Source organism: Streptomyces sp. NPDC028368 (assembly GCF_055565615.1).
In genome coordinates, this window is the sequence record NZ_JBVHTY010000015.1 from 42,905 (window position 1) to 63,612 (window position 20,708).

The 20,708-nt window shown below is 67.3% G+C and carries 24 protein-coding genes and 1 pseudogene; 14 read left to right on the forward strand and 11 right to left on the reverse strand.

The genetic code is table 11. From position 1 onward, the window contains the following. The first annotated feature begins 258 nt into the window (after positions 1–258). Positions 259–456: a hypothetical protein gene (locus tag ACZ4S3_RS29815; protein WP_467939563.1), complete on the forward strand. Its 198-nt coding sequence runs from the start codon at positions 259–261 to the stop codon at positions 454–456. A 47-nt stretch (positions 457–503) separates the two neighbouring features. Here ACZ4S3_RS29815 and ACZ4S3_RS29820 read toward each other — a convergent pair whose 3' ends face one another. Next, positions 504–791: a hypothetical protein gene (locus ACZ4S3_RS29820; protein ID WP_467939565.1), complete on the reverse strand. Its 288-nt coding sequence runs from the start codon at positions 789–791 to the stop codon at positions 504–506. Between the two features lie 123 nt (positions 792–914). Between ACZ4S3_RS29820 and ACZ4S3_RS29825 the strand changes: the two genes are divergently transcribed. Beyond that, a complete protein-coding gene (locus tag ACZ4S3_RS29825; protein WP_467939567.1) occupies positions 915–1,208 on the forward strand; it encodes a hypothetical protein in 294 nt (97 codons plus the stop codon). A 328-nt stretch (positions 1,209–1,536) separates the two neighbouring features. On the opposite strand, the gene ACZ4S3_RS29830 is transcribed toward ACZ4S3_RS29825, so the two are convergent. Both ACZ4S3_RS29830 and ACZ4S3_RS29835 read right to left on the reverse strand, forming a co-directional pair. Next, positions 1,537–1,710 carry a hypothetical protein gene (locus tag ACZ4S3_RS29830; RefSeq protein ID WP_467939569.1) on the reverse strand — a complete coding sequence of 58 codons (174 nt, stop codon included), beginning with the start codon at positions 1,708–1,710 and terminating at the stop codon, positions 1,537–1,539. A gap of 531 nt (positions 1,711–2,241) precedes the next feature. Next, on the reverse strand, positions 2,242–2,835 hold the full coding sequence (locus ACZ4S3_RS29835; RefSeq protein ID WP_467939571.1) for a TetR/AcrR family transcriptional regulator: 594 nt from the start codon (positions 2,833–2,835) through the stop codon (positions 2,242–2,244). 93 nt (positions 2,836–2,928) lie between these two features. Between ACZ4S3_RS29835 and ACZ4S3_RS29840 the strand changes: the two genes are divergently transcribed. Continuing rightward, positions 2,929–3,354 carry a nuclear transport factor 2 family protein gene (locus ACZ4S3_RS29840; RefSeq protein WP_467939573.1) on the forward strand — a complete coding sequence of 142 codons (426 nt, stop codon included), beginning with the start codon at positions 2,929–2,931 and terminating at the stop codon, positions 3,352–3,354. Continuing rightward, a complete protein-coding gene (locus tag ACZ4S3_RS29845) occupies positions 3,351–4,205 on the forward strand; it encodes an NAD(P)H-binding protein (protein ID WP_467939575.1) in 855 nt (284 codons plus the stop codon). The genes ACZ4S3_RS29840 and ACZ4S3_RS29845 overlap by 4 nt, the downstream gene beginning before the upstream one ends. Before the next feature lie 505 nt (positions 4,206–4,710). On the opposite strand, the gene ACZ4S3_RS29850 is transcribed toward ACZ4S3_RS29845, so the two are convergent. Then, positions 4,711–5,298, reverse strand: a complete 588-nt coding sequence (locus ACZ4S3_RS29850; RefSeq protein ID WP_467939577.1) for a hypothetical protein — start codon at positions 5,296–5,298, stop codon at positions 4,711–4,713. Between the two features lie 376 nt (positions 5,299–5,674). Here ACZ4S3_RS29850 and ACZ4S3_RS29855 point away from each other — a divergent pair, with 376 nt between their 5' ends. Next, positions 5,675–6,511, forward strand: a complete 837-nt coding sequence (locus ACZ4S3_RS29855; protein WP_467939579.1) for an MFS transporter — start codon at positions 5,675–5,677, stop codon at positions 6,509–6,511. Positions 6,512–6,556: 45 nt separating this feature from the next. Here the strand turns inward: ACZ4S3_RS29855 and ACZ4S3_RS29860 are convergent, their stop codons facing one another. Further along, positions 6,557–7,030: a carboxymuconolactone decarboxylase family protein gene (locus tag ACZ4S3_RS29860; protein ID WP_467939581.1), complete on the reverse strand. Its 474-nt coding sequence runs from the start codon at positions 7,028–7,030 to the stop codon at positions 6,557–6,559. A gap of 343 nt (positions 7,031–7,373) precedes the next feature. Here ACZ4S3_RS29860 and ACZ4S3_RS29865 point away from each other — a divergent pair, with 343 nt between their 5' ends. After that, positions 7,374–7,574 (forward strand): cold-shock protein, encoded by a 201-nt coding sequence (locus ACZ4S3_RS29865; RefSeq protein WP_467939583.1) that lies wholly within the window; start codon positions 7,374–7,376, stop codon positions 7,572–7,574. A gap of 617 nt (positions 7,575–8,191) precedes the next feature. After that, a complete protein-coding gene (locus ACZ4S3_RS29870; protein ID WP_467939585.1) occupies positions 8,192–8,668 on the forward strand; it encodes a hypothetical protein in 477 nt (158 codons plus the stop codon). 286 nt (positions 8,669–8,954) lie between these two features. On the opposite strand, the gene ACZ4S3_RS29875 is transcribed toward ACZ4S3_RS29870, so the two are convergent. Both ACZ4S3_RS29875 and ACZ4S3_RS29880 read right to left on the reverse strand, forming a co-directional pair. After that, positions 8,955–9,461, reverse strand: coding sequence for a carboxymuconolactone decarboxylase family protein (locus ACZ4S3_RS29875; RefSeq protein WP_467939587.1), 507 nt, complete (start codon positions 9,459–9,461; stop codon positions 8,955–8,957). A gap of 120 nt (positions 9,462–9,581) precedes the next feature. Next, positions 9,582–9,814: pseudogene (locus tag ACZ4S3_RS29880) on the reverse strand (IS5/IS1182 family transposase); the annotation flags it as partial. 672 nt (positions 9,815–10,486) lie between these two features. On the opposite strand from ACZ4S3_RS29880, the gene ACZ4S3_RS29885 reads away from it, so the two are divergent. Continuing rightward, a complete protein-coding gene (locus ACZ4S3_RS29885; protein WP_467939589.1) occupies positions 10,487–10,879 on the forward strand; it encodes a GNAT family N-acetyltransferase in 393 nt (130 codons plus the stop codon). 341 nt (positions 10,880–11,220) lie between these two features. On the opposite strand, the gene ACZ4S3_RS29890 is transcribed toward ACZ4S3_RS29885, so the two are convergent. Then, complete coding sequence (locus ACZ4S3_RS29890; protein WP_467939591.1) at positions 11,221–12,159, reverse strand: GlxA family transcriptional regulator; 939 nt, start codon at positions 12,157–12,159, stop codon at positions 11,221–11,223. Positions 12,160–12,367: 208 nt separating this feature from the next. On the opposite strand from ACZ4S3_RS29890, the gene ACZ4S3_RS29895 reads away from it, so the two are divergent. From ACZ4S3_RS29895 to ACZ4S3_RS29910, 4 genes are all read left to right on the forward strand, one after another. Beyond that, positions 12,368–13,057, forward strand: a complete 690-nt coding sequence (locus ACZ4S3_RS29895; RefSeq protein ID WP_467939593.1) for a DJ-1/PfpI family protein — start codon at positions 12,368–12,370, stop codon at positions 13,055–13,057. A gap of 75 nt (positions 13,058–13,132) precedes the next feature. Further along, positions 13,133–13,453, forward strand: coding sequence for a hypothetical protein (locus ACZ4S3_RS29900; RefSeq protein WP_467939595.1), 321 nt, complete (start codon positions 13,133–13,135; stop codon positions 13,451–13,453). Between the two features lie 2 nt (positions 13,454–13,455). Beyond that, positions 13,456–13,923, forward strand: coding sequence for a DUF2269 family protein (locus ACZ4S3_RS29905; RefSeq protein ID WP_467939597.1), 468 nt, complete (start codon positions 13,456–13,458; stop codon positions 13,921–13,923). Continuing rightward, on the forward strand, positions 13,920–14,213 hold the full coding sequence (locus tag ACZ4S3_RS29910) for a hypothetical protein (protein ID WP_467939599.1): 294 nt from the start codon (positions 13,920–13,922) through the stop codon (positions 14,211–14,213). Before ACZ4S3_RS29905 ends, ACZ4S3_RS29910 begins: the two co-directional genes overlap by 4 nt. An 855-nt stretch (positions 14,214–15,068) precedes the next feature. Here the strand turns inward: ACZ4S3_RS29910 and ACZ4S3_RS29915 are convergent. Further along, positions 15,069–15,539, reverse strand: coding sequence for a GNAT family N-acetyltransferase (locus tag ACZ4S3_RS29915; RefSeq protein ID WP_467939601.1), 471 nt, complete (start codon positions 15,537–15,539; stop codon positions 15,069–15,071). Between the two features lie 380 nt (positions 15,540–15,919). Between ACZ4S3_RS29915 and ACZ4S3_RS29920 the strand changes: the two genes are divergently transcribed. Together ACZ4S3_RS29920 and ACZ4S3_RS29925 are read left to right on the forward strand one after the other, a co-directional pair. After that, positions 15,920–17,923 carry a PE-PGRS family protein gene (locus ACZ4S3_RS29920; protein WP_467939603.1) on the forward strand — a complete coding sequence of 668 codons (2,004 nt, stop codon included), beginning with the start codon at positions 15,920–15,922 and terminating at the stop codon, positions 17,921–17,923. Between the two features lie 213 nt (positions 17,924–18,136). Next, on the forward strand, positions 18,137–19,213 hold the full coding sequence (locus ACZ4S3_RS29925) for a BUD32 family EKC/KEOPS complex subunit (RefSeq protein ID WP_467939605.1): 1,077 nt from the start codon (positions 18,137–18,139) through the stop codon (positions 19,211–19,213). Between the two features lie 217 nt (positions 19,214–19,430). On the opposite strand, the gene ACZ4S3_RS29930 is transcribed toward ACZ4S3_RS29925, so the two are convergent. Then, entirely contained in the window at positions 19,431–19,706 is a 276-nt protein-coding gene (locus tag ACZ4S3_RS29930; protein ID WP_467939607.1) for a hypothetical protein, read from the reverse strand. A gap of 869 nt (positions 19,707–20,575) precedes the next feature. Then, a complete protein-coding gene (locus tag ACZ4S3_RS29935; RefSeq protein ID WP_467939609.1) occupies positions 20,576–20,707 on the reverse strand; it encodes a hypothetical protein in 132 nt (43 codons plus the stop codon). Position 20,708: the final 1 nt, after the last annotated feature.

The window sequence follows — 20,708 nt, forward strand, 5'->3', positions numbered from 1 at the left end:
CCAAGCTGCATCTGAGCGCGGACGGAACTTGTCTGCCCTTGTCCTTGGCCATCATCCCGGGACCGTGAGCTGACTGCACACAGTTCGAGCCAGTCATGAACAAGATCCGCGTTCCACGGACCGGCCTGGACCGGACTGGTCCGTCCGCGTCGGCGCCCAGACAGCGGCAGCGCAGATAAGGCATACACCAACCGCACCGTCCGCGCCTACCTGCGACGTCGCGGTCTCCGGCACGTGATCCCGAAGAAGTTGGACCACATGAACGCTCGACTGCACAGGGGGTCACGAGGCGGCAGACCTCCGGACTTTGATCGCGAGCGGTTCAAAAAGCGCAACACCGTGGAACGGGCCATCAATAAGCTCAAGGCGGTCCGGGCCGTCGCCAGCCGCTACGACAAACGCGGCTACGTCTTCCCCGGCACCGTCGCAGCCCTGGTCATCTGGCTCCGCCCGTAACCCGCCGGACAAGCCCTAGTTGGTGGGGCCTCACTCTGCCTGCTGGGCTACTTGTGTGCGTCGAGGCGGGCTTGCAGGTCTTCGGCCAACCTGTCCGCCACGTCTGCGAGCGGGGGGTGATCTTCGGCCACCAATGCGAGGAGCCTGATGGTCGCCTCGGCCTGCCCCGCAGTCGTCAGAGCCAGCAGAGGTCCCTCCTGATCCAATTTCTGCGCGAGCTTCGCGGCCATCCTGGTGGTGTCGATCGAAGGGACGCGGGTGCCGCCTAACTGGCCGGCCTGGATGACGGTCCCGTGGAGCTGCGCATCGGGCGAAATGTTGTTCGAGACGTTCATGGTGTGCACCCTAGGCCCATGTGATCACGGCGGGAAAGGGGCGTTAGCAACCTTGCTGTCCAGTGCTCCCAGGGCATGCGCGGGCCCTCCGCCGGCCTGCTGCCTCTCAGGAATGTGTAGGGGGTGGCCGGCCGGATCGAGCGCGGGCGGGTCTGCACGGCCGACGAGGTGGAGAGCGTCGGTTTCGGCGGCGGCGCGATCATCCGCGTCACCGGCATCGACGCGTGCCAACTGCCCGTCGAGGGGGCGAATGCGGGCATGAACGTGGGACTGGTGCTGCCTCATGCAGCGACGGGAACGGTTGAGCGGGGGCAGGTGCTCGCAGCACCGGGCTCGGTCGGCGCGCCCGTCGCATTCGTTGCGGACATCGCACCGCTGCCGGAAGGTCAGGGCGGTGCGGAGGTGCTCACCAGGTGAGGGCCTCGACTTCTCCATGCATTCTCCATTCACGCTGGAGCCGTGAGGGGCGTCGTGACTTTGCCTCACGGAATGGACGCGCAGCAGCCGCTTCATATGGCCGCAGTGACGGTCACGCTCGAACGCCCCGTCGCTCTGGAGGACGGCCAGTCCTTCGCCTTCCGTCATCACGGTCCTTCGCCGGCCAGGTGGATCTTGGTGGTCAGTCCTTCTCTGGACCGGCCCAGACCTTCGTCGTCTCGGTGGGATCGCCCCTCCCCACATGGGACGGAACGACTCACCAACTGGCCTGTCACGTAACCCACCGGCAGGGCGGCCCAGGGCCCCGTCATACAGCCGAGGGGTACGGAGGTTCGGCGTGGGGCGGCATCCACACCGCGGCGGCGAGGGAGGCGAGGAGGGCCAGAGCCGCGGACACCGCGAAGGCCAGAGCGTAGCCGGGGGCACCACCGCGGGACTCGGCGAGGGTGGTGAGCACGGCGATGCCGACTGCAGTGGCCACCCGTCGGGTCGTCGGGTCGTGTTCGGCAGGCCCGAGGCGGGCCCGGTCATCGAGGGGGCGAGACCGCCGGTGGCCGCCACGGTGATGGGTGTGAACGCCATGCCGGCTCCGAGGCCGAACAGTATGGGCGAAGAGTATGAGGGATGAGGGCAGCGCGATGTCCGTCAGGAACGCGCTGTGGGATCCGATGCCCGACAGTCAGAGGAAGCCGGCAGCCGAGACGGCCGTTCCCACGGCGGCGGTGCGCCGGGTACCCAGCGCGGGGTGAGGCGTCCGGCCGCCTGAGCGCCGATCATCACAGCGAAGGCGGCCGGCAGGAAGCCGAGCCTCGCACGCGTGGGGCTGTAGTGGAGCACCGGCGAGCTGGGACTCCCCGGTCTGCGGGACGCGCTTGTGGGAACCAGATGGTTGAAGCTCTTGCAAGCAACGGTGAGTTGCCGGAAGCGTGGGAACCCGTTCCGGGGAGCCGGAGCCCGCTGGAGAAGAGCGTGGGCGTCTTCGCTGGTGGCATTCGAGGTCGGTCCGGGGTGTTCAATCCAGTGGTGTACGGGATCCCAGGAATCTGGCGGTGAAGGCCGTCAGGCGAGCCCGCATCTGCTCGCGAGTCATCCGCTGCTGGCTGACGAGGTGTTCGACGAGGTCGGCGCGGGTGGCGGCGAGCAGCGCATGCGCAGTGAAATTGCTGTCGGTGAGTCCGGGAATCTGCTCCAGCGCGGCCTGGAGTGTGCTGTGCCACCGCTCGTAGTGTTCTGCCGCATAAGGGCTGTCGCCGCCGGTTCCCTCCAGTGCCAGGGCGAGATGACGGTTGTCGATCTTGAAGCACAGGAGAGCGTCGAGGAGGGCGGGTACGCGCTGGAGTGGCGGGGTGGCGGGGCCCAGGGGTGGTTTCCCCTCCTCCACGGCGAGCCTGATCGGTGCGAGCCGCATCTCGTACAGCGCGTGGATCAGGCCGGTGCGGTCACCGAAGCCGCGGAAGAGCGTTCCTTTGCCGACGCCGGCTGCTGCCGCGATGTCGGCCATGGTGACCGCCTCAGGGCTCTCGCAACGGGCGAAGAGTGCGTCGGCGGCCACAAGGACGGCCTCCCGGTTGCGAGTGGCGTCCGCGCGTGGCTTGCGTTCGGGCATGCGGCTCCTCAGGTTGCAAAGCGGACCCCTGGTCCGTATCGTCCATCGCGTGAAACGGACCTGGGGTCCGTATCGTACGGGATGGAGAAACCCATGACCTCGAGCACCGCACCGGTGGACCTGTACCGCCACGGCCTGCAACTACTGCTGGACAAGGACATCCCTGCCTGGGTGGACCTGTGGGACGAGAACGGGATCCTCGAGTTCCCCTTCGCGCCGCAAGGCTGGCCGAAGCGGCTGGAGGGCAAGGCAGCCGTAGCCGAGTACATGCGCGCCTATCCCGACCACATAGACCTTCACGACTTCCCCTACGTCGAGATTCACCAGACCATCGCCCCGGAGACCATCGTGGTTGAGATGCGCGGTGTGGGCCGTCTGGTGCACGCCCAAAGCCCCTTCGACATGTCGTACATCGCCGTTGTCACCGTCAAGAACGGCCTCATCACCCGCTACCGCGACTACTGGAATCCGCTCGCCGTCCAGAACCCCGCCACCAACTTCGCCGGGGCCAACCGATGAACGGCTCCCAGAAGTTCACCCTGGTCATCGGGGCCACCGGCACCACCGGCAGCCGCGTCGCCGCCCAACTGGCCGCCGGAGGCCGGCGCGTCAAGGCCGCCAGCCGACATGCCACCCCCGTGGACGGGTCGTATCCCGTGCGGTTCGACTGGAACGACCCCACGTCGTTCGAAGGCGCCCTCAAGGGTGTGGACCGGGTCTATCTCATCCCGCCGCTCGGCTCTGCGGGCCCGGCAGCCGTCATGCTGCCCTTCCTCCAACAGGCCCGCACCGCAGGAGTCCACCGCGCGGTCCTGCTCAGCTCGTCGGCGATCCCCGCCGGCGGCCCTGCCGTGGGACAGGTTCACCAGATCCTGCCCGGCCTGTTCTCCCAGTGGGCGGTCCTGCGGCCCTCGTGGTTCATGCAGAACTTCACCGGCAACCACGCCCATGCCCGGACCATCAGAGCGGACGGCACCATCCGCACGGCAGCCGGCGAGGGCCGTGTCGGGTTCATCGATGCCGACGACATCGCCGCCGTCGCCGTGCACTCACTCACCGAGGCGCAGGCCCCGAACACCGACCTGATCATCACCGGACCGCAAGCGTTGAGCTACGGCGACGTCGCGGCCATCCTCACTCAGGTCGCCGGTCGGACCATCACCCACCGTCGGCTGACCTACGAGCAGATGCGTCACCGCCTGGCCGCCGACATGCCCGCCGAGTTCGCCGCGATGCTCGCCGGCATGGACCACGCCATCGCCGAAGGCGCCGAGGACCGCACCACCGACACCGTCCAGCGCCTCACTGGCCGCCCACCACGCAGCTTCCGGGCTTTTGCAGAACGTGAGTTGTATCGGCTCCGGAGCTGACATCACCCGGTTCCAGCATGCGTGACCACATCAAGAAGGCGCCGCGCGCAACGTCGACGGCGGCGTCAGGACCAGCAGGCACAGGGCCGTCAGATCGGCGCACAGTGGCACGGCGAGCAGATCGTTGCCACAACCCAGCCCACCCTTGTGCTCCACGGGAAGGTCGGCCCTCTCATCCAACCCAGAGCGGGAAAGGTCATCGCCTCCCGGATCCCCGGCTCGCGCCTGGTCCTCCTGCCGGAAGGCGGTCATGACGTTCCCGAGCCCGCAGGGGAGAGCGTCGCCACCGAATTCCGCAGACTGGCCGACACCGCTCGCCACCTACCCGCACGGCCCGCCAACTGATGCACTTGGACCCGCCAACACGAGCGCTGAGCACTTCACTTGGCGGGTGTTCAGTGGTCCGCCGCCCCGGCCCTCTGCCGCAGATAAGCAGCTGGGTCTCGCGGAGGGTGCTGAGAAGACCTCGGCTGCCCTTCCCTGTCCGCCCCTCTGCGTGCGGACGTCAGAGGAGCCGCTCGGCGAACGGAAGCACAACCATCATCGCCAGGGAGGCGGCTGCCGCGACCGCCGCACCCACAGACAGTCTGCTGAGCAGCCACAGCAGTGCACCCCAGGGTTGCGGATTCGCGCCCAGCCGTACGCCCTTCCCGAAGGCGACGCGCAGGGGCATCAGGCACAGGAAGAGCAACAGCGCCGCCGCGCCGCTCACGATGACGAGGACGACCGCGAGAATCATCGCGGCGCGCGACGAAAGGGGCTGGGTGTAACCGCCGTCGGACCGGCGCTGCAGCCGTATGGGGCTGTCGCCGATGCGCGCGACCTCGTAGGCGTGCGCCGAGGCATCAGTGAATGTGCCCTTCAGGGCGACGAACGTGCCGGTGCAATCGCGTCTGCTGTACTTGCCGCTGCTGGTGACGTGGCAGTGGGCCGCGGTGAGGGTGCCCGGAGTGCCGGCCAGGGCCGCGCGATAGGTGAACGGGCCCCAGACCAAGCACACCAACCATGCGGCCAGAGCGATCACGCCTGCGGCAAGGAGCAGGCCGAAGACGGTCAGCGACGGGCTGGGCGACAGGCCGGGTTCTTCTTTCATTCCTGCGTTATATCTGCTGTCCGCCAACTGCCCTGACGCTCGCGTCGCGGATCTGTACGCGGCATTAACGTGTGCGCATCCACGATGCAGCGCGAGGACCCAGGCCGGCGTTCGCACACCGGCTGTGGCGTTGAATGTCACGCGCAGGGACCGGCCGACGAGCGCATAGCGGCGGTGTCCGGTGACGAGGTCGCCCCTGCCGCTCAGAGCCCACAGCAGGCTGTCGTCCAGGGAGACCCACCAACTCAAACGGGTCCAACTTGAGGGTAAAGTCGGGTACTTAGAGGCGCCCGAACGTCCCCGTGCACGCGATTTCTTACAGCGTGAGACTCATAGCTCCCCTGCCCGAACCGAGCAGGGCGCCGGAGCGGCGCTGATGTCGGCGGCGGCGCTGCTTGTCCTCTTCATCGTCGTTGAGGTGCGCGACCGAACGCCGTTGCTGCGCCTGCAAGTGTTTCGTCGGCGCAATGCCTGCGGCGGTATCGTCTGCGGGATCCTTCCGGCCGGCGCCATGCTCGCCATGTTCTTCTACCTCACGCTGTATATGCAGCGGGTCCTCGGCTATAGCCCGTTCGAGGCCGGCCTGGCCTATGTGCCGATGTCGGCCACGGTGGTCCTGGCCGCGGGCGGACTGGCCTCTCACCTGGTGGACCGTTTCGGGGCCAAGCCCGTTGTGATGGCGGGATTCACCTCGATCGGCGGAGCATTGCTGTGGCTCGCGCAGATCGACGTCAACAGCAGCTATTTCTCCGATCTCCTCTGGCCGGCCATGATTGCCTGGATCGGGCTGGGGACGACCTTGGTCAGTGTTGTCAGCACAGTCACGCACGCCCTCAGCGGCGAGGGAGAGTCGGGACTCGCGTCCGGTCTGCTCAGCACCACCCAGCAGTTGGGCCGCGCGATCGGTATCGCAGTGCTCCCGGCCATCGCCTTCGCACGGGTTGGCGCCGGCACAGACCCAGCTCAGGCCGAACCCTCCGGGAACACGGCTGCCCTCACGGGGGGGTCCAGCTTGCGCTCTCCATCGCAGCAGGGTTCGCCGGGGTGGGAATCATCATCGCCTTTCTCATCATCACCTCGGGCAGTAAACGAGCAGCTTGAATCAGGGGCAGCGGTTGAACTGCGCCGGGCAGGCCGACTCGCTGGACCAGTCGGACCGCCGGGGAGCACAGCAACGCCCCGGGCCCCGGTGAGGGGCGCCCGGGGCGTGTGACGCCGCGGCCGCTGGGGCACCAGCAGCCCGGCCAGGCACTGCGAGTTATGCGAACTGGCCTGGCTGGTAGTCGCCGGCGGGCTGCTGGATGATGACGTTCGCCCGATTGAAGGCGTTGATGAGGGCGATTCCGCACACCAGGGCGGCCAACTGCTCCTCGTCGTAGTGCTTGGCGGCGTTCGCCCAGGCCTCGTCGGTGACCCCACCGGCCGCATCCGCGATGCGGGTGCCCTGCTCCGCCAGCTCCAGCGCGGCACGCTCGGCCTCGGTGAAGACCGTGGCCTCCCGCCACGCCGCGACCAGGTTGAGACGTACCGAGCTCTCACCGGCCGCGGCGGCATCCTTGCTGTGCATGTCGGTGCAGAAACCGCACCCGTTGATCTGACTGGCGCGGAGCTTCACCAGCTCCTGAGTCGCGGCAGGCAGCGTCGAGTCCTCGAGCACCTTGCCCGCCGCGATGATGTGCTTGAAGACCTTGACTGCGGTCGGGCTGCTGAAGACGTCCAAACGGGCACTCATGGTGATCTCCTCTGTCGTTGTCGGTGCTTACACACCTATGACGACACAGCTCCGCAGGATGTGACACGAACGCCCGACCTGCGTCTTCCAGGACACTCGCCAATCAAAGTCACGGAGCGGTTGAGGCGGCGGATCTGGGTGTGAGGTTGTCGGGTCCTGCCCCTTGGAAGGGATCGGAACGGCCCAGTATCGACAACCAGCCAGGCTCGGCTACAAGCCGGCCCTCATGTCCGAGGACGCCAGTACCCGCCGTCCGGGTGAGCCCTCGTTCCGTCGAGGCGCCGACGGGTATGCCTCCGATCGTCAGATCAGAGCGCTCAAGCACAGGCCGGCAGGAGACGTCATGGCTCAGGGCACAGTGAAATCCTTCAACGCGGAGAAGGGCTACGGGTGGATCGCAGTCGAGGGCGGCCAGGAAATCTTCGTCCACTACAGCGCCATCGAGTCGGACGGGTACAAGACCCTGGACGAAGGCCAGAAGGTCGAGTTCGAGGTCACCCAGGGACAGAAGGGCCCGCAGGCGGACCGGGTTCGCACGCTCTGAAGCCCCCTCCAGTTCCCATTCCGCCGGCAGAACCAGGCGGTGTCGTCTCCATCGGCTCATGGCACTCGTTGACGGCAGGCGGGCTTTGCCCCGGCACTCGCCCAGCACGCGAGAGTGGACGTCATCATGCGCGATTTTGACAAGGTACCCCCCGAGGCCTTCGAGACCAACGACCTGATCGATCCCGACGGTGAGCAGGCCACAGCGGCCGACGGAGACGGCGCGACGGACGACGATTAGGGCCAATACCACTTACTTACGGCGTGCTCCAAGCCTCTGGTCTGCGGTGATGCCCTCATCACCGACCGCCAAAGGCCAGCTAAGTAAATGGTATTGGGGCTAGGGGGTGTACGACGGGTCGGGGACGGGCGCACCAGCGAATCGTTCCGGGGGAGGAACTTGCTGCGGCTTGCCGGTCACGGAGCCGAATCACTGTCTCCAGAAGTCATTCCCCATGCTGACGTGCGTTCATCCTTGCAGGGGAGGGAAGCTACAACCGTAGGTCGACGATCATTCACCAGAGATCGCGAAGACTGACGGGCATGACGACGATCAACCCCGAGCGCTGTGTGACGTTTCCGCAAGGCACGAAGCGTCCCGTCCCGAGATGGGCGGACATGACCGCGCACGCAATCCCGCTTCTGCTGCTGCCACAGTGCCTGTGGCGCCTGCCCTACGCCTTCGACTTCGACATGGGGATGATCGATCCAAACGCACCGGAGTGGGTGTGGTGGGCCGTCCCCTACGTGTTCGGACTCAGCATCGTCTCGGAGGCATTGGCGCTGCTCTCCTTCGGCCTGGTACGAGGCTGGGGCGAGGTGGCGCCCCGCTGGCTGCCGGTTATCGGGGGAAGGCGCATTCCGCCCTTCGTAGCTATCGTCCCCGCCACGCTCGGCGGCCTGGGCGCGACTGCCTTCTGGGCGCCCACGCTGCTGCACTGGCTTCACGTCCCCGGCTTCGAGGGACTTGGGTTCTCCAACATCTGGTGGGAGATACTGGCGAAGGTCTGCATCGCCCCAGGCATGTTGTGGGGCCCTCTGGTGCTGGCACTGACCTACGCCTACTACGTACGCCGCTGCCGACCCGCACGCTGACCGACGGCCTTGACCACACCCAGGCCATGGCAATTCGCCGACGGGCCGGCGTCGCCCCAGCAGACACCCCCTAGCCCCAATACCACCTACTTACGGCGTGCTCCAAGCCTCTGGTCTGCGGTGATGCCCTCATCACCGACCGCCAAAGGCCAGCTAAGTAAGTGGTATTGCGATTAGGGCCTGTCCAAGGGGGCGCATGACGCGCCGGTTGGCGCTCGATGCGTCTGAGGGTTGGCCCGTTCGGATCCCGCCCGGGATCCGAACGTCGACCCTTACCCAGGTGGTCTCACTTCCACGGGTCGGTGAACGACCGGCCGGGCACCGGCTTGGCTATGAGCGCCACGGCGATGAAGAAGTTGACCTGGCCGATCGCGAACATCAGGGTCGCAAGCGCCTTGGCCTCATAGTGCTTTGCTGCCTGGGCGTACAGCTCGTCAGAGACCCTCTCGCCATGCGCGGACGGCTGCAGCACGGCTTCCACGAGTGCCAGCGCGGCACGCTCGGCACCGGTGAAGTACGGAGAGTCCTGCCAGGAGGCCACCGACGTGATGCGCTCCTCCGACTCCCCGGCCTTGCGCAGGAAGCCCGTATGCAGAACGGTCAGATAGGTGCTGCCGACGATCTGGCCCGCACGCAGCTGGACCAGGCTGATCGTGGAGCGCGGTACCGAACCGTTGCCGGTGACCTTGAACAACGCCGCTGACACCGCTGCCAGTTCAGGTACGAGCTCCGCAGGGTCCTCGGCCATCCGCGGGACCATCGGGACCTCCGCCGTGATTGAACGTGTTTCCATCGCCGTCTCCTTCGGACTTTCATGTCGCTGTCACTGCCCTGACGGATCGCGGCAGAGAAATGTGACCGATGGAAGACAGCCGTTCGTGTTCGGCCTGGGCATCAGCCCAACGGGCAGTGCCTAGGTCTGTCTCTTTGGCCGGCGTCGGGTCCAGATGAGGATGGCGGCGAGGTGGAGTGCGGCCCGGTAGGCGGTGGCGGGTTTGTCGGTCGCATAGCCAGGCCGCGCCACTGCCTGAGGCGGTTGATGCACCGTTCGATGGTGTTGCGCTGCTTGTAGGTCTTACCGTCGAAGCCCGGCGGCTTGCCTTCGCGCCGGCCGCGCCGCAGGCGGTGACCAATCTGATCGGCGGGTTACGGGGGGTGATCGTCGTCGAGACGGGGGACCGGCGGAAGCTGTGGTGGTCGGCGGACAAGTGGCGGGGAGCACAAACACCGAGGGTGCGACAGTCTCGCGAGGCGTCACGGCGCGAGGCGATCCGGCGGGAGGAAGAGCGGCTCAGGAAGGAGAGCCGGGTGCGCAGTGCTGTTGACAGAGTGTTGGAGGAGCGGCGCAGGCAGTACAAGTCCCGGAACCCGTTTGAGGGGCCGCAAGGCATGTAACGGCGGGTGAGGTGGTCTGGAGTTGACGCAGGGCTGGTGGCCGATGTGTTGGAGCTGCACCCCGAAGAGCGCAAGGGGCTGCTGAGCACTGCCGTCGTGGCGGATGGCGCCGAGCAGCTCGCGCGTGGAGTTCTCCCGCTGGGTGCGTGACGAGGAGCAACGGCGGGTTCAGGATCCCTTACCGCTGCCGGTGCGCTGGCAGCGCGCTCCGGGGGCACACGGATCGGTGACGCTGCCATCGTCACTGCGCCGAGCGTGCGGGCCGCCGGGATGGTGTACGACGTCGCGCGGACGATGTCCCACGAAGAGCTCGTCGACGTCTCTCGTCTCCGTGCGGTGCTACCTGTTCTCGATGTCCTCGGGCCGGCTTCGCTTTTCTCTCTCGGGCGGGATGGCTTTCTTCCTGCGCATGAAGGTGCAGGGGTGGAGCAGTTGCCGATCGGTGACGGCGGCCTTGCCGCGCTGCTGGCCCTGGCCGGGGAGGAGGAGGCGGGCGAGAGCGGCCTGGAGGACATCTCCTCTCCCGCATTCTTGCTCCGCCAGGGCGACGAGGTGGTGGCCGCGGCCGGGTACCGGTCGTGGCCGCGCTCGGTGGCCCACCTGAGTGTGCTGGTTGCCCCGCGCTGTCGGGGCCGGCGCCTGGCCCGGACAGTGGCGTCCGCAGCAGTGGTCGATGCCCTCGACGCCGGGTTGCTGCTGCAGTGGAGAGCACGGCCCTATCCATCACAGCGGGTGGCTGTAGCTCTGGGGTTCCGGGAACTGGGCGCCCAGCTCAGCATTCGCCTTGGCGACGCCCCCGTCGACCGGGCCCGGTAGGGACAGAACTTCCGCCTCTTCCGCGAATGCCGTGTCGATTGAGAACAGGGATCCTGAGGTTCCCAACCGGCATGGCAACAACGCAGTTCAGCATCCTGGCACCCGCCAATTACGCTGGTGCGACAGGACAACTCCCGTCTTATCGTTGCCCGCCCGCAGTCGTGCTGATCCCGGTCCCGATCTGTGCAGCGGTGTTCTCCGGCGTGATCGTAGAGGTTTCTCAGCTGGTCGACGTCGTGCCTTCGCCCCCCGTTGTTGCTGCTCGGGGTTGGGCGTGCCGCTCGTGACCGGCGATGTTTTGACAATCCGTACTCGGATGCAAGGGACAGGCCGTCCGGCAATCAGCTGAACGTGCGCCGGTAGGTGTGAGGGCTGACGCCGGTGGTGCGCTTGAAGCGGTCACGGAAGGTGGTGGGTGAGCCGAAGCCGACCTGGGTGCCGATGCGTTCGACGGAGTGGTGTGTGGTCTCCAGGAGGTGCTGGGCTTGGCGGATGCGGGCGCGGTGGAGCCACTGGAGCGGGGTGGTGCCGGTCTGTTCGCGGAAGCGGCGGATCAGGGTCCGGGTGCTGGTTCCGGCGTGGGCAGCGATGTCAGCGAGGGTGAGGTCGGAGCCCAGGTTGTCCTGCAGCCAGTTGAGCAAGGGTTCGAGGGCGGAGCCCTGGGGGGTGGGCGCGTAATCATGGACGATGAACTGCGCTTGTCCGCCCTCGCGTTCCAGGGGCATGACGGACAGCCGGGCCGTGTCGGCGGCGACGGCCGAGCCGTAGTCGCGGCGGATCATGTGCAGGCACAGGTCCAGGCCGGCGGCAGCGCCGGCGGAGGTGAGGATCTGGCCGTTGTCGACGTACAGGACGTCCGGATCGACCTTGATGTCCGGGTGGGTGGCGGCCAGGAGGTCGGCCGCGATCCAGTGGGTGGTGGCACGTAGGCCGTCGAGGAGCCCGGTGGCGGCCAGGGGAAAGGTGCCCGAGCAGATGGAGGCGATGCGCGTGCCGTCCTCGGCCGCAGTGCGCAGCGCGTCGCGGACGGCGGGGGTAAGCGGGGCCGTAGGGGCGTCGGTACCGGGCACGATGATCGTGTCCGCAGCCTTGAGCCCCTCCAGCCCCCAGGGCGCGCGCAGGGTGAAGGCACCCGCGTCGATTTCCGGCTTCTCCACGCACACGCGGATCTGGTAGCCAGGGCGGCCGTCCGGGAGGCGGGTGCGGGTGAAGACCTCGATCGGGGTGGAAAGGTCGAACGGGATCACCCGGTCCAGTGCGAGTACGGCGACAGTGTGCATGGCCAGAAGATACCTGCTCGCCAAGTGCCGAAACTTGGTATCCGCACCCTGATGACTCTTCCTTGGCCAGCTCAGAGGCCTCATTCTCAGCCATGGCGTTATTCCGTTGAAAGGTGGCACTAATGCCACTGGGGCACGAAGCGGTACGCGATTAGCGTCAGGAGTGAGCCCGGCGCAGACCGGACCTGTCGTACTCGAAGGAACCTTCATGCACGCCCAGATTGTCCTGTTCGATGGCTTCGATCCGCTCGATGTCATCGCCCCCTACGAGGTGCTGTACGCCAGCGGCACCGCCTCCGGCGGCGCGGTGAGCGTGGAACTGGTTTCTGCCGAAGGGCCGCGCGAGGTGGTCAGCGGCACCGGGGGCCTGGTGCTGCGCGCCACGGGCGCCCTCGACGCCGGGCGTGCGGGCCTGATTCTGGTTCCTGGCGCCTCGGGCCGTGTCGGGGAGCCCGGCGAGGTCCCTGACCATGACGCGGGCGTCGGGCAGTGGCAGCAGGACGAATTCATCCCCGTGCTGCTGGGCCGCACCCTGACCACCGAGCTGCCCACGCTGTTGAAGGCCGCGATGGACAACCCGGAGGTGACGGTCAGCACCGTGTGCGGCGGCTCGCTCGTGCTGGCCATGGCCGGCCTGCTGGAAGGCCGCCACGCCACCACCCACCACATGGGCCTGGACATGCTCGATGCCACCGGCGTCCACGCGGTGAGCGCCCGCGTCGTCGATGACGGCGACCTCGTCACCGGCGCCGGTGTCACCTCCGGACTCGACCTGGGCCTGTACCTGCTGGAGCGCGAGGTAGGCCCCCAGATCGCTCACGCCGTCGAAGAGCTGTTCGCTCATGAACGCCGCGGCACCGTCTGGCGCAATCAGAGCCCGGCGCCCGCCGGCCTCTGACCACACGCCTCACCCCCCCGCACCTCTGCTCGCATCACTTCTGCTCGCATCGCACCGTGAGGAATCAACAACAGCATGTCCGTTGAAGGCACTTGGGACCTGACCATCTCCACTCCCATCGGCAAGATCAAGGCGGTCGTCGAACTCCTACGCCAGGACGATGTCCTGACCGGGGTCGCCCGAGGGACGGGAGAGGAAGTCCCACTCAGCGATTTCGCCCTCGACGGCGACCGGCTCGCCTGGAAGCAGAGTGTCACCAAGCCCCTGCGCCTGAACCTGGCCTTTGCCGTGACGGTCACCGGCAACACCTTGACCGGCACCTCCAAGGCCGGACGCCTCCCAGCATCCAAGGTCACCGGCCACCGCCGTGCCCTCCGAGCGGCCACGGAACACTGACCGTGACGAAACTTCTCCTTTCCCTGCACGTTCTGGCCGCCGTCCTGGCCATCGGTCCGGTCACCGTCGCCGCGAGCATGTTCCCCAGGGCGCTGCGTCGCACCGACAGCAACCCGAGTGACCGCGAGGCGCTCATGACCCTGCGGATGCTGCACCGCATCTGCCGCGTCTACGCCACCGTTGGCATCGCGGTTCCCGTCTTCGGGTTCGCCACGGCCAGCAGCCTCGGAGTCCTCGGCAGCGGATGGCTGATCACCTCGATACTGCTGACCGCCGCGGCCGCCGCCATCCTGGCGCTGCTGATCCTTCCCGCCCAGGACAGCGCTCTTGCCGCCGCGCAGACGCCCGGCCCCAGCCCCGGCGCGCGATCCGCCGGCCGCCTCGCCATGCTCACCGGCGTCTTCAACCTGCTGTGGGCAACGGTCACCGTCCTGATGATCATCCGCCCCGGGTCCACCACAGGAGCATGACCGTGCACCTTCGCCCATTGCGCATCGCGGCGCACGTCGAACTCATCTCACTGGTCATCATGCTGGCCAACCTCGCCACTGCGCACCTCAAACCCATCTCCTCCTTGATGGGCCCCACCCACGGCTGCGCCTACCTTTTCGTCGTGGCCACGACCTGGCGCCTCAAGCCGGCTACGGCCACCACCAAGGCCACGGCAGTCATCCCCGGCATCGGAGGCCTCCTCGCGCTCCGCCAGCTCTCCCCTCCCGGCACCGTCGATCAGCGCAGCAGGGACGCCGTCCAGCCCTGAACGTCCTGGACCTCGGTGCCTGTCTCGTACCGAGAGCCACTTGTAGGCGCGTCAACTCACCGCAGACAGCGCGGAGAAACCCCTCGCATGGGAGCAGGAGCACCTGGCAGAGATCCCGCTCGGCCGGCACACACCGTAGGCCACGAGAGAGGGACAAGATCGCGAGACACGATGCCGTGGCCCGCGAAGGAGCCAGGCCGCAAAGCCCTGGCCACCACACCGGAATGGAATATTCTGAATGGGAACCTTCAAACAGCGTGCCGTGAGGCCATGCAGCCGTATCCGGTCACGCTGCTGGGCAGCGACCGCCCTTCATGCGACTGTCGAGGTGGTCTACCGGAATGGTCTACCGGATAACAGTCGGTCGCCTTGGCGAGGTGGATGGATGCCGGATTCCCGATATCGCGCGATGTCCGCGGGGCGTAATCCGAGACTGAATGCGAGGAGGCCGACGATCCTGCTGGACGGCAATTCCTCGAGCACCAGCCTGCGCTTGTCGTAGCGCGCGTTCGCGTCACACAGCTCCCGGGCAGCCGTGAGGTCGTACCCGTCGAACGCACTGAGTCGCCTCGATTCGGGGGGACAGCCCCTCAAGGAATCCTGTCAGGCCCTCCGCTTCGGCGTGAGCGAGAGGGCGGAAGACGATCTCCGAACCGTCATTCGTGTTCAGGCGGCGCGTCAGGACAAGCGGATCCTCGGCGATTTCCGTCAGGGTGAGCACTCCAGTGTCCCGTCTCATCAGATCTTGCAGAAAAGGCCTGTTGACCTGTGCGGTGACAGGTTGCGACGGGATTCAAGGTTCGTGGTGCGGAGTGCTGCGGACGACAAGGCCGCGGATGCGCTGGCGGGCCGTGCTCAGCTCAACGTCAAGTGCACCATTTCGATCTCCTTGTCACGAGCCCGCGCGAAGCACCGGCTGCGCCCCGTGACGACAAAGCCGCACTTCTCCAGCACACGGATCGAGCCGGCATTGTCAGCAGCGGCGTCGGCGTGCAGCGGTCGGGTGCCTGCCAGCTCGATCAGCCCGGCGAGCGCCGCGGTGGCAATGCCTTGACCCCAGTGAGTCCGCCCGACGACATATGTGACCTCGCGCTCGGACGGCGGTCCGAACACAGCGGCGTGCCCTGCTACGACACCGTCGGCGAGAATGGTTCGCAAGATCACGCCTGGATCCGAGCGTACCTTTGCCCAGTGCTGGTCAAAGTGGTCTCGGTCGTAGTGGTACTTCCTGGTCACAGCCGCCATCTGCTGCAGCTGGGGGTCCGTCAGCTGGTTCCAGAAAACCGACAGATCACTGTCCTGAAGATCGCGCAGGGATATTTCCATGGGCACAGTCTCAGCCTCCACAAGATCGCTGCCAAGGTGCCTGGCTCAGCTTAGAGGAGGTAACAGAAAGAGCCGGCTTGGGCGTTGCTCCGCCACACGCCGACTCGTGGAGCACTCCACGGCAAGGTGGCAGGCCGCTGGCTCCCTTCCGGACGATCCGGGCATCGCACTGAACACCAGACGGCCAATTCGGTGGACTGGCGCTTCGAGGAGTCGACTGGGTCGGGGAGGTCGGGCTTCTGGAGGGGCAGAGTTGTGAGACAGGAGGCAGGCGATGGCGAGTGCGCCGGCACAGGCGAGCAGGGGCGGTGTATAGCTGCCGGTCGCACCCCACCAGCCGCTGGGAGGACACGGAACCGGCTCCGGCAGGATGGGCTTCCATGACGGGTGGGAGAGACGAGCTCAAAGAGCTGCTGCAGCGTGCCGGGCTGGAAATGGTGGGGGGTTGGCAGACCGAGGAGGTACTGCCGCCCCGGGCCGCATGGCGCCCGGTCATTGCGTTCGAAAGCAAGCCGACCGTGGCCGTACGGGCAGATCTGCCGGACCTGGTCGCCGAGGTCAACGCACAATGGCACCGGCTCGCGGCCGCGAGCGGGATCCTGGGCGAGGACGGCGTGTTCCTCATCGACGTCGCAGGCAACTGGACGGGCTGCTCGCCCAGACGCTGGACCCGGGTGAGACTCACCGGCCAGTGGGACCTCGCCGGAGTGCTGGGCGAGCGGCCCGGACAGCCGGAGTTCGTCACGCTCTCGGCGGATGGCAACACCCTGCTGGGGGCGACCACCGAGGAGTATGAGGTCTGGCTCATCACGGTGGACCGCATCAAGGAGCGGCAAGAGGAGGCCGCACAGGCAGCGGCCCAGGAGACTCCGTCGGAGAACAGAGCCGCCTGGGCATCGCTGCTTCAGGGACCGCGACCTTCGAAACGGCTGCGCGAGAAGTGGGCGCACGGTCTGGCGCTCAACCCGGCCACACCTGATGGCCTGCGCGCCGGCCTCCTTGGCCTGTCGCATTTCCTGATGTGGCGCCGCCTGCCAACTGAGGTCGTCGAGGCGGCGATAGCCCACCCGGAATGGAAGGTGCGGCAGCTGCTGGCCGAAGTCCAGCCGAACATCACGGCTGAGCAGTGGACTCGCCTGATCCTGGGCGAGCCGGGCGCCCGCACTCGGTGGATCCTGACCATGCTCGCGGCGGACCGACACGCCGAGCTCACCTCCGCCGCGTACGAGCAGCTCGCCGCGGACGCGTCCGCACGGGTCCGCGAAGAGACCGCTCGCCTGCCCGGACTGCCCGCACGGATACTCGCCGCCCTGGTCGCCGACGTTGATCCGTCCGTACGGACCGCGGCCTGCCGCAGTGCTTGGCCTCATCTGGACAAGCCGGCTCGCCTCGCGCTCCTCGGCGACCCCTGCAGCGAGGTCCGCATCGAGGCACTGCTCCAGTACCACCAGGACCACCCGATGCCCCGGTCGGTCTTCGACGCCGAGGGACTCAAAGAGCGCGCGGTGCAGACCTGTCGCCTGGAAAGAGGCCTTGCCGAACACCTGGCCCACGACGGCGATCCAGCCCAGCGCCGTGCCCTCGCAGGCAACCCGCGTCTGGAACCGGACCTGGTCCACCTCCTCGCCCAGGACCCCGACGAGAACGTCCGCTTCGAGGTCTCCACGCGTCCTGATCTCACCGAGGAGCAGCGAGCGGGCATCGACATCGACTTCGATCCGCGCGTCCGCCACCACCCGCTCGGCTGGGTCATGGCGCTGCACGACAATCACGGCGCCCTGCGCCGTCTGGCCGTCTCCTCCCACCCTCTCGTGCGCAGGAGTGTCGCTCGGGCCAGGCATCTCCCGCAGGACGTCATCGAACTCCTCGCCCGGGACGAAGACCATGTCGTACAGCTCTTCCTCGCCGAATCCTGCGACGACGCCCCCGCCAACATGCTCCTTGACGTATGGCAGTGGTGGACCGGCAGCCTCAGCACACCCGACCGCCCCCACGGCCACCCGAACTTCCCCCGCCGCGACCTGCTCGGCTACGCCACCGACCCCAACCCGCGAATGCGCCAATTGGCCCTGGACGACCCGGAGTCGACAGCTGACCTGGTCGAGCGGTTCAGTCGGGACATCAACGAAGAAGTACGGCACCGGGCCGCAACCGACTCGCGGCTGACGGCAGCGTCGGCAGTGCGGCTGCTCGATGACCCGCACGAGCGCGTACGCTACGCGGCGGCCGCGCACCCCCGGCTGCCCGCGCGAGTATTGGTCCGGTTGTTGCGCGACACCGACACCGCACAAGCTGCCGCCCAGCACCCGGCGCTGCCCGTCCCTGTCATGGAGCAGATGTTCAAGCGGCTCCGGCCCCCTGCCGGCGATGCCCCGGCGCCATGAGCGAATCACCTGCGGTCAACGGGGCAATCGCGCCTGTCATCACACACGATTCCTGGGCACCCGTTAACCCGCTCAGGAGGCCACACCACAGAGCCGTGTGTCGAGCGGAGCCGCGGCCCGGCGGAGCCCCGCAGCCATAGCAGGATCGAGGTCGAGGTCGAGGTGGATGTTGAGTTGGATGTGGATGTGGAGGCAGCAGTGGAAGTTCCTGACATGTCACACGGTGCACGGCTCACCGCCCATGGCGCCGTCTCCACATCCCTCGCCTTGTGCAGTGATCGTGCCCTGCACGAGCTCGTGGACACGGCCGTGCCGATCGGATCCGGCATCGGCGGGAAGTCAGCCCTGATGGAGATCGCCGGAACCCCGGTCTTCGTGAAGCGGGTGCCCCTCACTGACCTGGAGAGGCAGCCTGAGCACGTCCGGTCCACGGCGAACCTGTTCGAGCTGCCCGTCTTCTGCCAGTACGGCATCGGCACCATCGGCGGGCCGGGCTTCGGAGCCTGGAGAGAACTCGCCGTGCACACCATGACGACGAACTGGGTACTCGCGGGGGAATACGACGGCTTCCCCTTGATGTACCACTGGAGGGTGCTGCCCGACTCGACGCCCCTGCCCGAGGAACTGGCCGACGTCGAACGGGCTGTAGCGTACTGGGGCGGCGGATCGCAGGTACGCCGCCGGATCCAGGCTCTCCAACAGTCCTCGGCGAGCGTCGCGTTGTTCCTGGAGTACGTCCCGCAGAACCTGCACCAGTGGCTGGGCACTCAGGTCGAAGCAGGGGACCAGACCGCCAACCGGGCCTGCGCCATGGTGGAGAGGGAACTGGCAGCTGGCACCTCATTCATGAACAACCGCGGGCTCACACACTTCGACGCGCACTTCGAGAACATCCTCACCGACGGCCAGCGCCTCTACTTCGCGGACTACGGCCTCGCCATCTCCTCCCGCTTCGCACTGTCGCAGGACGAGGCCGACTTCTTCGACCGGCATCAGACCTACGACCGCTGTTACACCGCCACGTATCTGGTGAACTGGCTGGTCACCGCTCTGTACGGATACCAGAGGGGGGACCGGGAGGGCCGCTACGCGCTGGTGCGCGCCTTCGCGGAGGGCAAGCGCCCCACAGGCATCCCAGAGGAGGCCGCAGCGATCATCGCCCGGCACGCGCCAATCGCCGCCGTGATCTCGGACTTCAACCGCAAGCTCCAGCGCGAGAGCAGGCATACCCCATACCCGCTGGAGGAGATCCGCCGGATCGGCCCTGCGTACGGCCTGTCCGTCGACTGACGGACGTGCAAAACAGGTGCGACCTGCCGCATGGCAGGTCCACACACGGGGATGGAACGAAGAAAGGCCTCGGCTCTGGGCACACCAGACGCCGAGGCCCTCGTCGGCTGACGTATGCGTGCGCCAGGCTCCCCCGTCTCTTCACACTGAGGGCCGCGCCCCTCACGGATGCCGCGCCCTCACGCGGTGGGGCCGTCGACACCCGCGCACTGCTGCTTCAACTCACGAACTCTTTGTCGCCGTAGCGCACCTGGGCTTTGTTCCAGTCGACGCCAAGTGCGCGCGTGAACTTCTGGGCCAGTGGCAGGTCGGCAAGCGGGGCGATGAGGATGAGCCGACCGTCGAGGGTGACCGAGCCGCCGCCGAGCTCGTCGCGGGCCTTGGGGTTAGCGAGCAGCGCGTCGCGCAGGTGGGTTCGGCTGACGCCAGGAACCTGGATTTCGACCGCGTCGGTCTCCGGCGACGTCCGCGGCAGACAGCGGAAGGCGAGCACCGACTCCTGGTGGTACTGCTTGGCGATGACGCCGGCGATGTGGTGGAGCTCGTCGCGGCCGACCTTGTTGACGTCGAACTCGCGCGACCGCTCGTAGGGATCCGCCAGCGCTCCGGGGCGCCTTTAGCGTCGCTCTCCGACCGGCGCACCTGATCCAGCAGACTCGGGCGGATCGTCTCCCGCAAGGGGACGTGCCCGCCCCGGCGAAGGGGTCGTCGACCTGTTCGAGCCGACGCCCGCGCGAATGGCTGAGGCGCCTGCCGCAGGGGTGACCGAGGCTGCCGCCGGCCGAGGGCCCGATACTGCGCGGCGTGTGCCGCCATGGTGGACCGTGTGCGTGCCGCATGGGCCGCGAGGAAGACCGGCGACGAGACCACCCGGGAGAGCGCCCCCGATCCTGTTGATGTGGCGGCATCGTCGGCATGAGCGACGGTCACGAAGGCGGCGCTGCCCGGTATCACAGACGCCACACGCGGGCCGTCATCCCCGAGAAGAGCGATCAGGCCGCCAACCGCAAGGAAGGGCCGCCGGGGCGGACGGCCCGCCGTCCACAACTGCCGCGCTGCACAAAGGGCGGAACACCGCCTAGCGGTGCATCAACAAGATCAAAGACTGGCGGGCACTGGCCAGGCGCTCCGACAAGACACCCGACCGCTACCTCGCCGGCCTCCACCTACGCGGCGCCGTCATCTGGCTCCGCAGCCTCAGAGCCAACCCGTGATCGCAATCAGGAACGGACCCTGGTACCGCCTGAGCAGGTACGTCTGCCGTCGCCGTCATCCCTCACCGGCCCGCCGCAGCCGAGTCCGCTGTGTCCATCAAGTTCTGTGCGGGCTGTCAGACTGCCCGCACAGAATCCGGATGGTGTGTCAGTCCTGTGTGGCCACACACAGGTCGGACCACTCGAAGCTGTGGTGACCGGTGTCGCAGCACATCATGGGTTCGAGGTGCTGCTCGTCGGTCTCCGGCAGCTCCTGGAGTTCCAGGACCGTGTTCTCCATG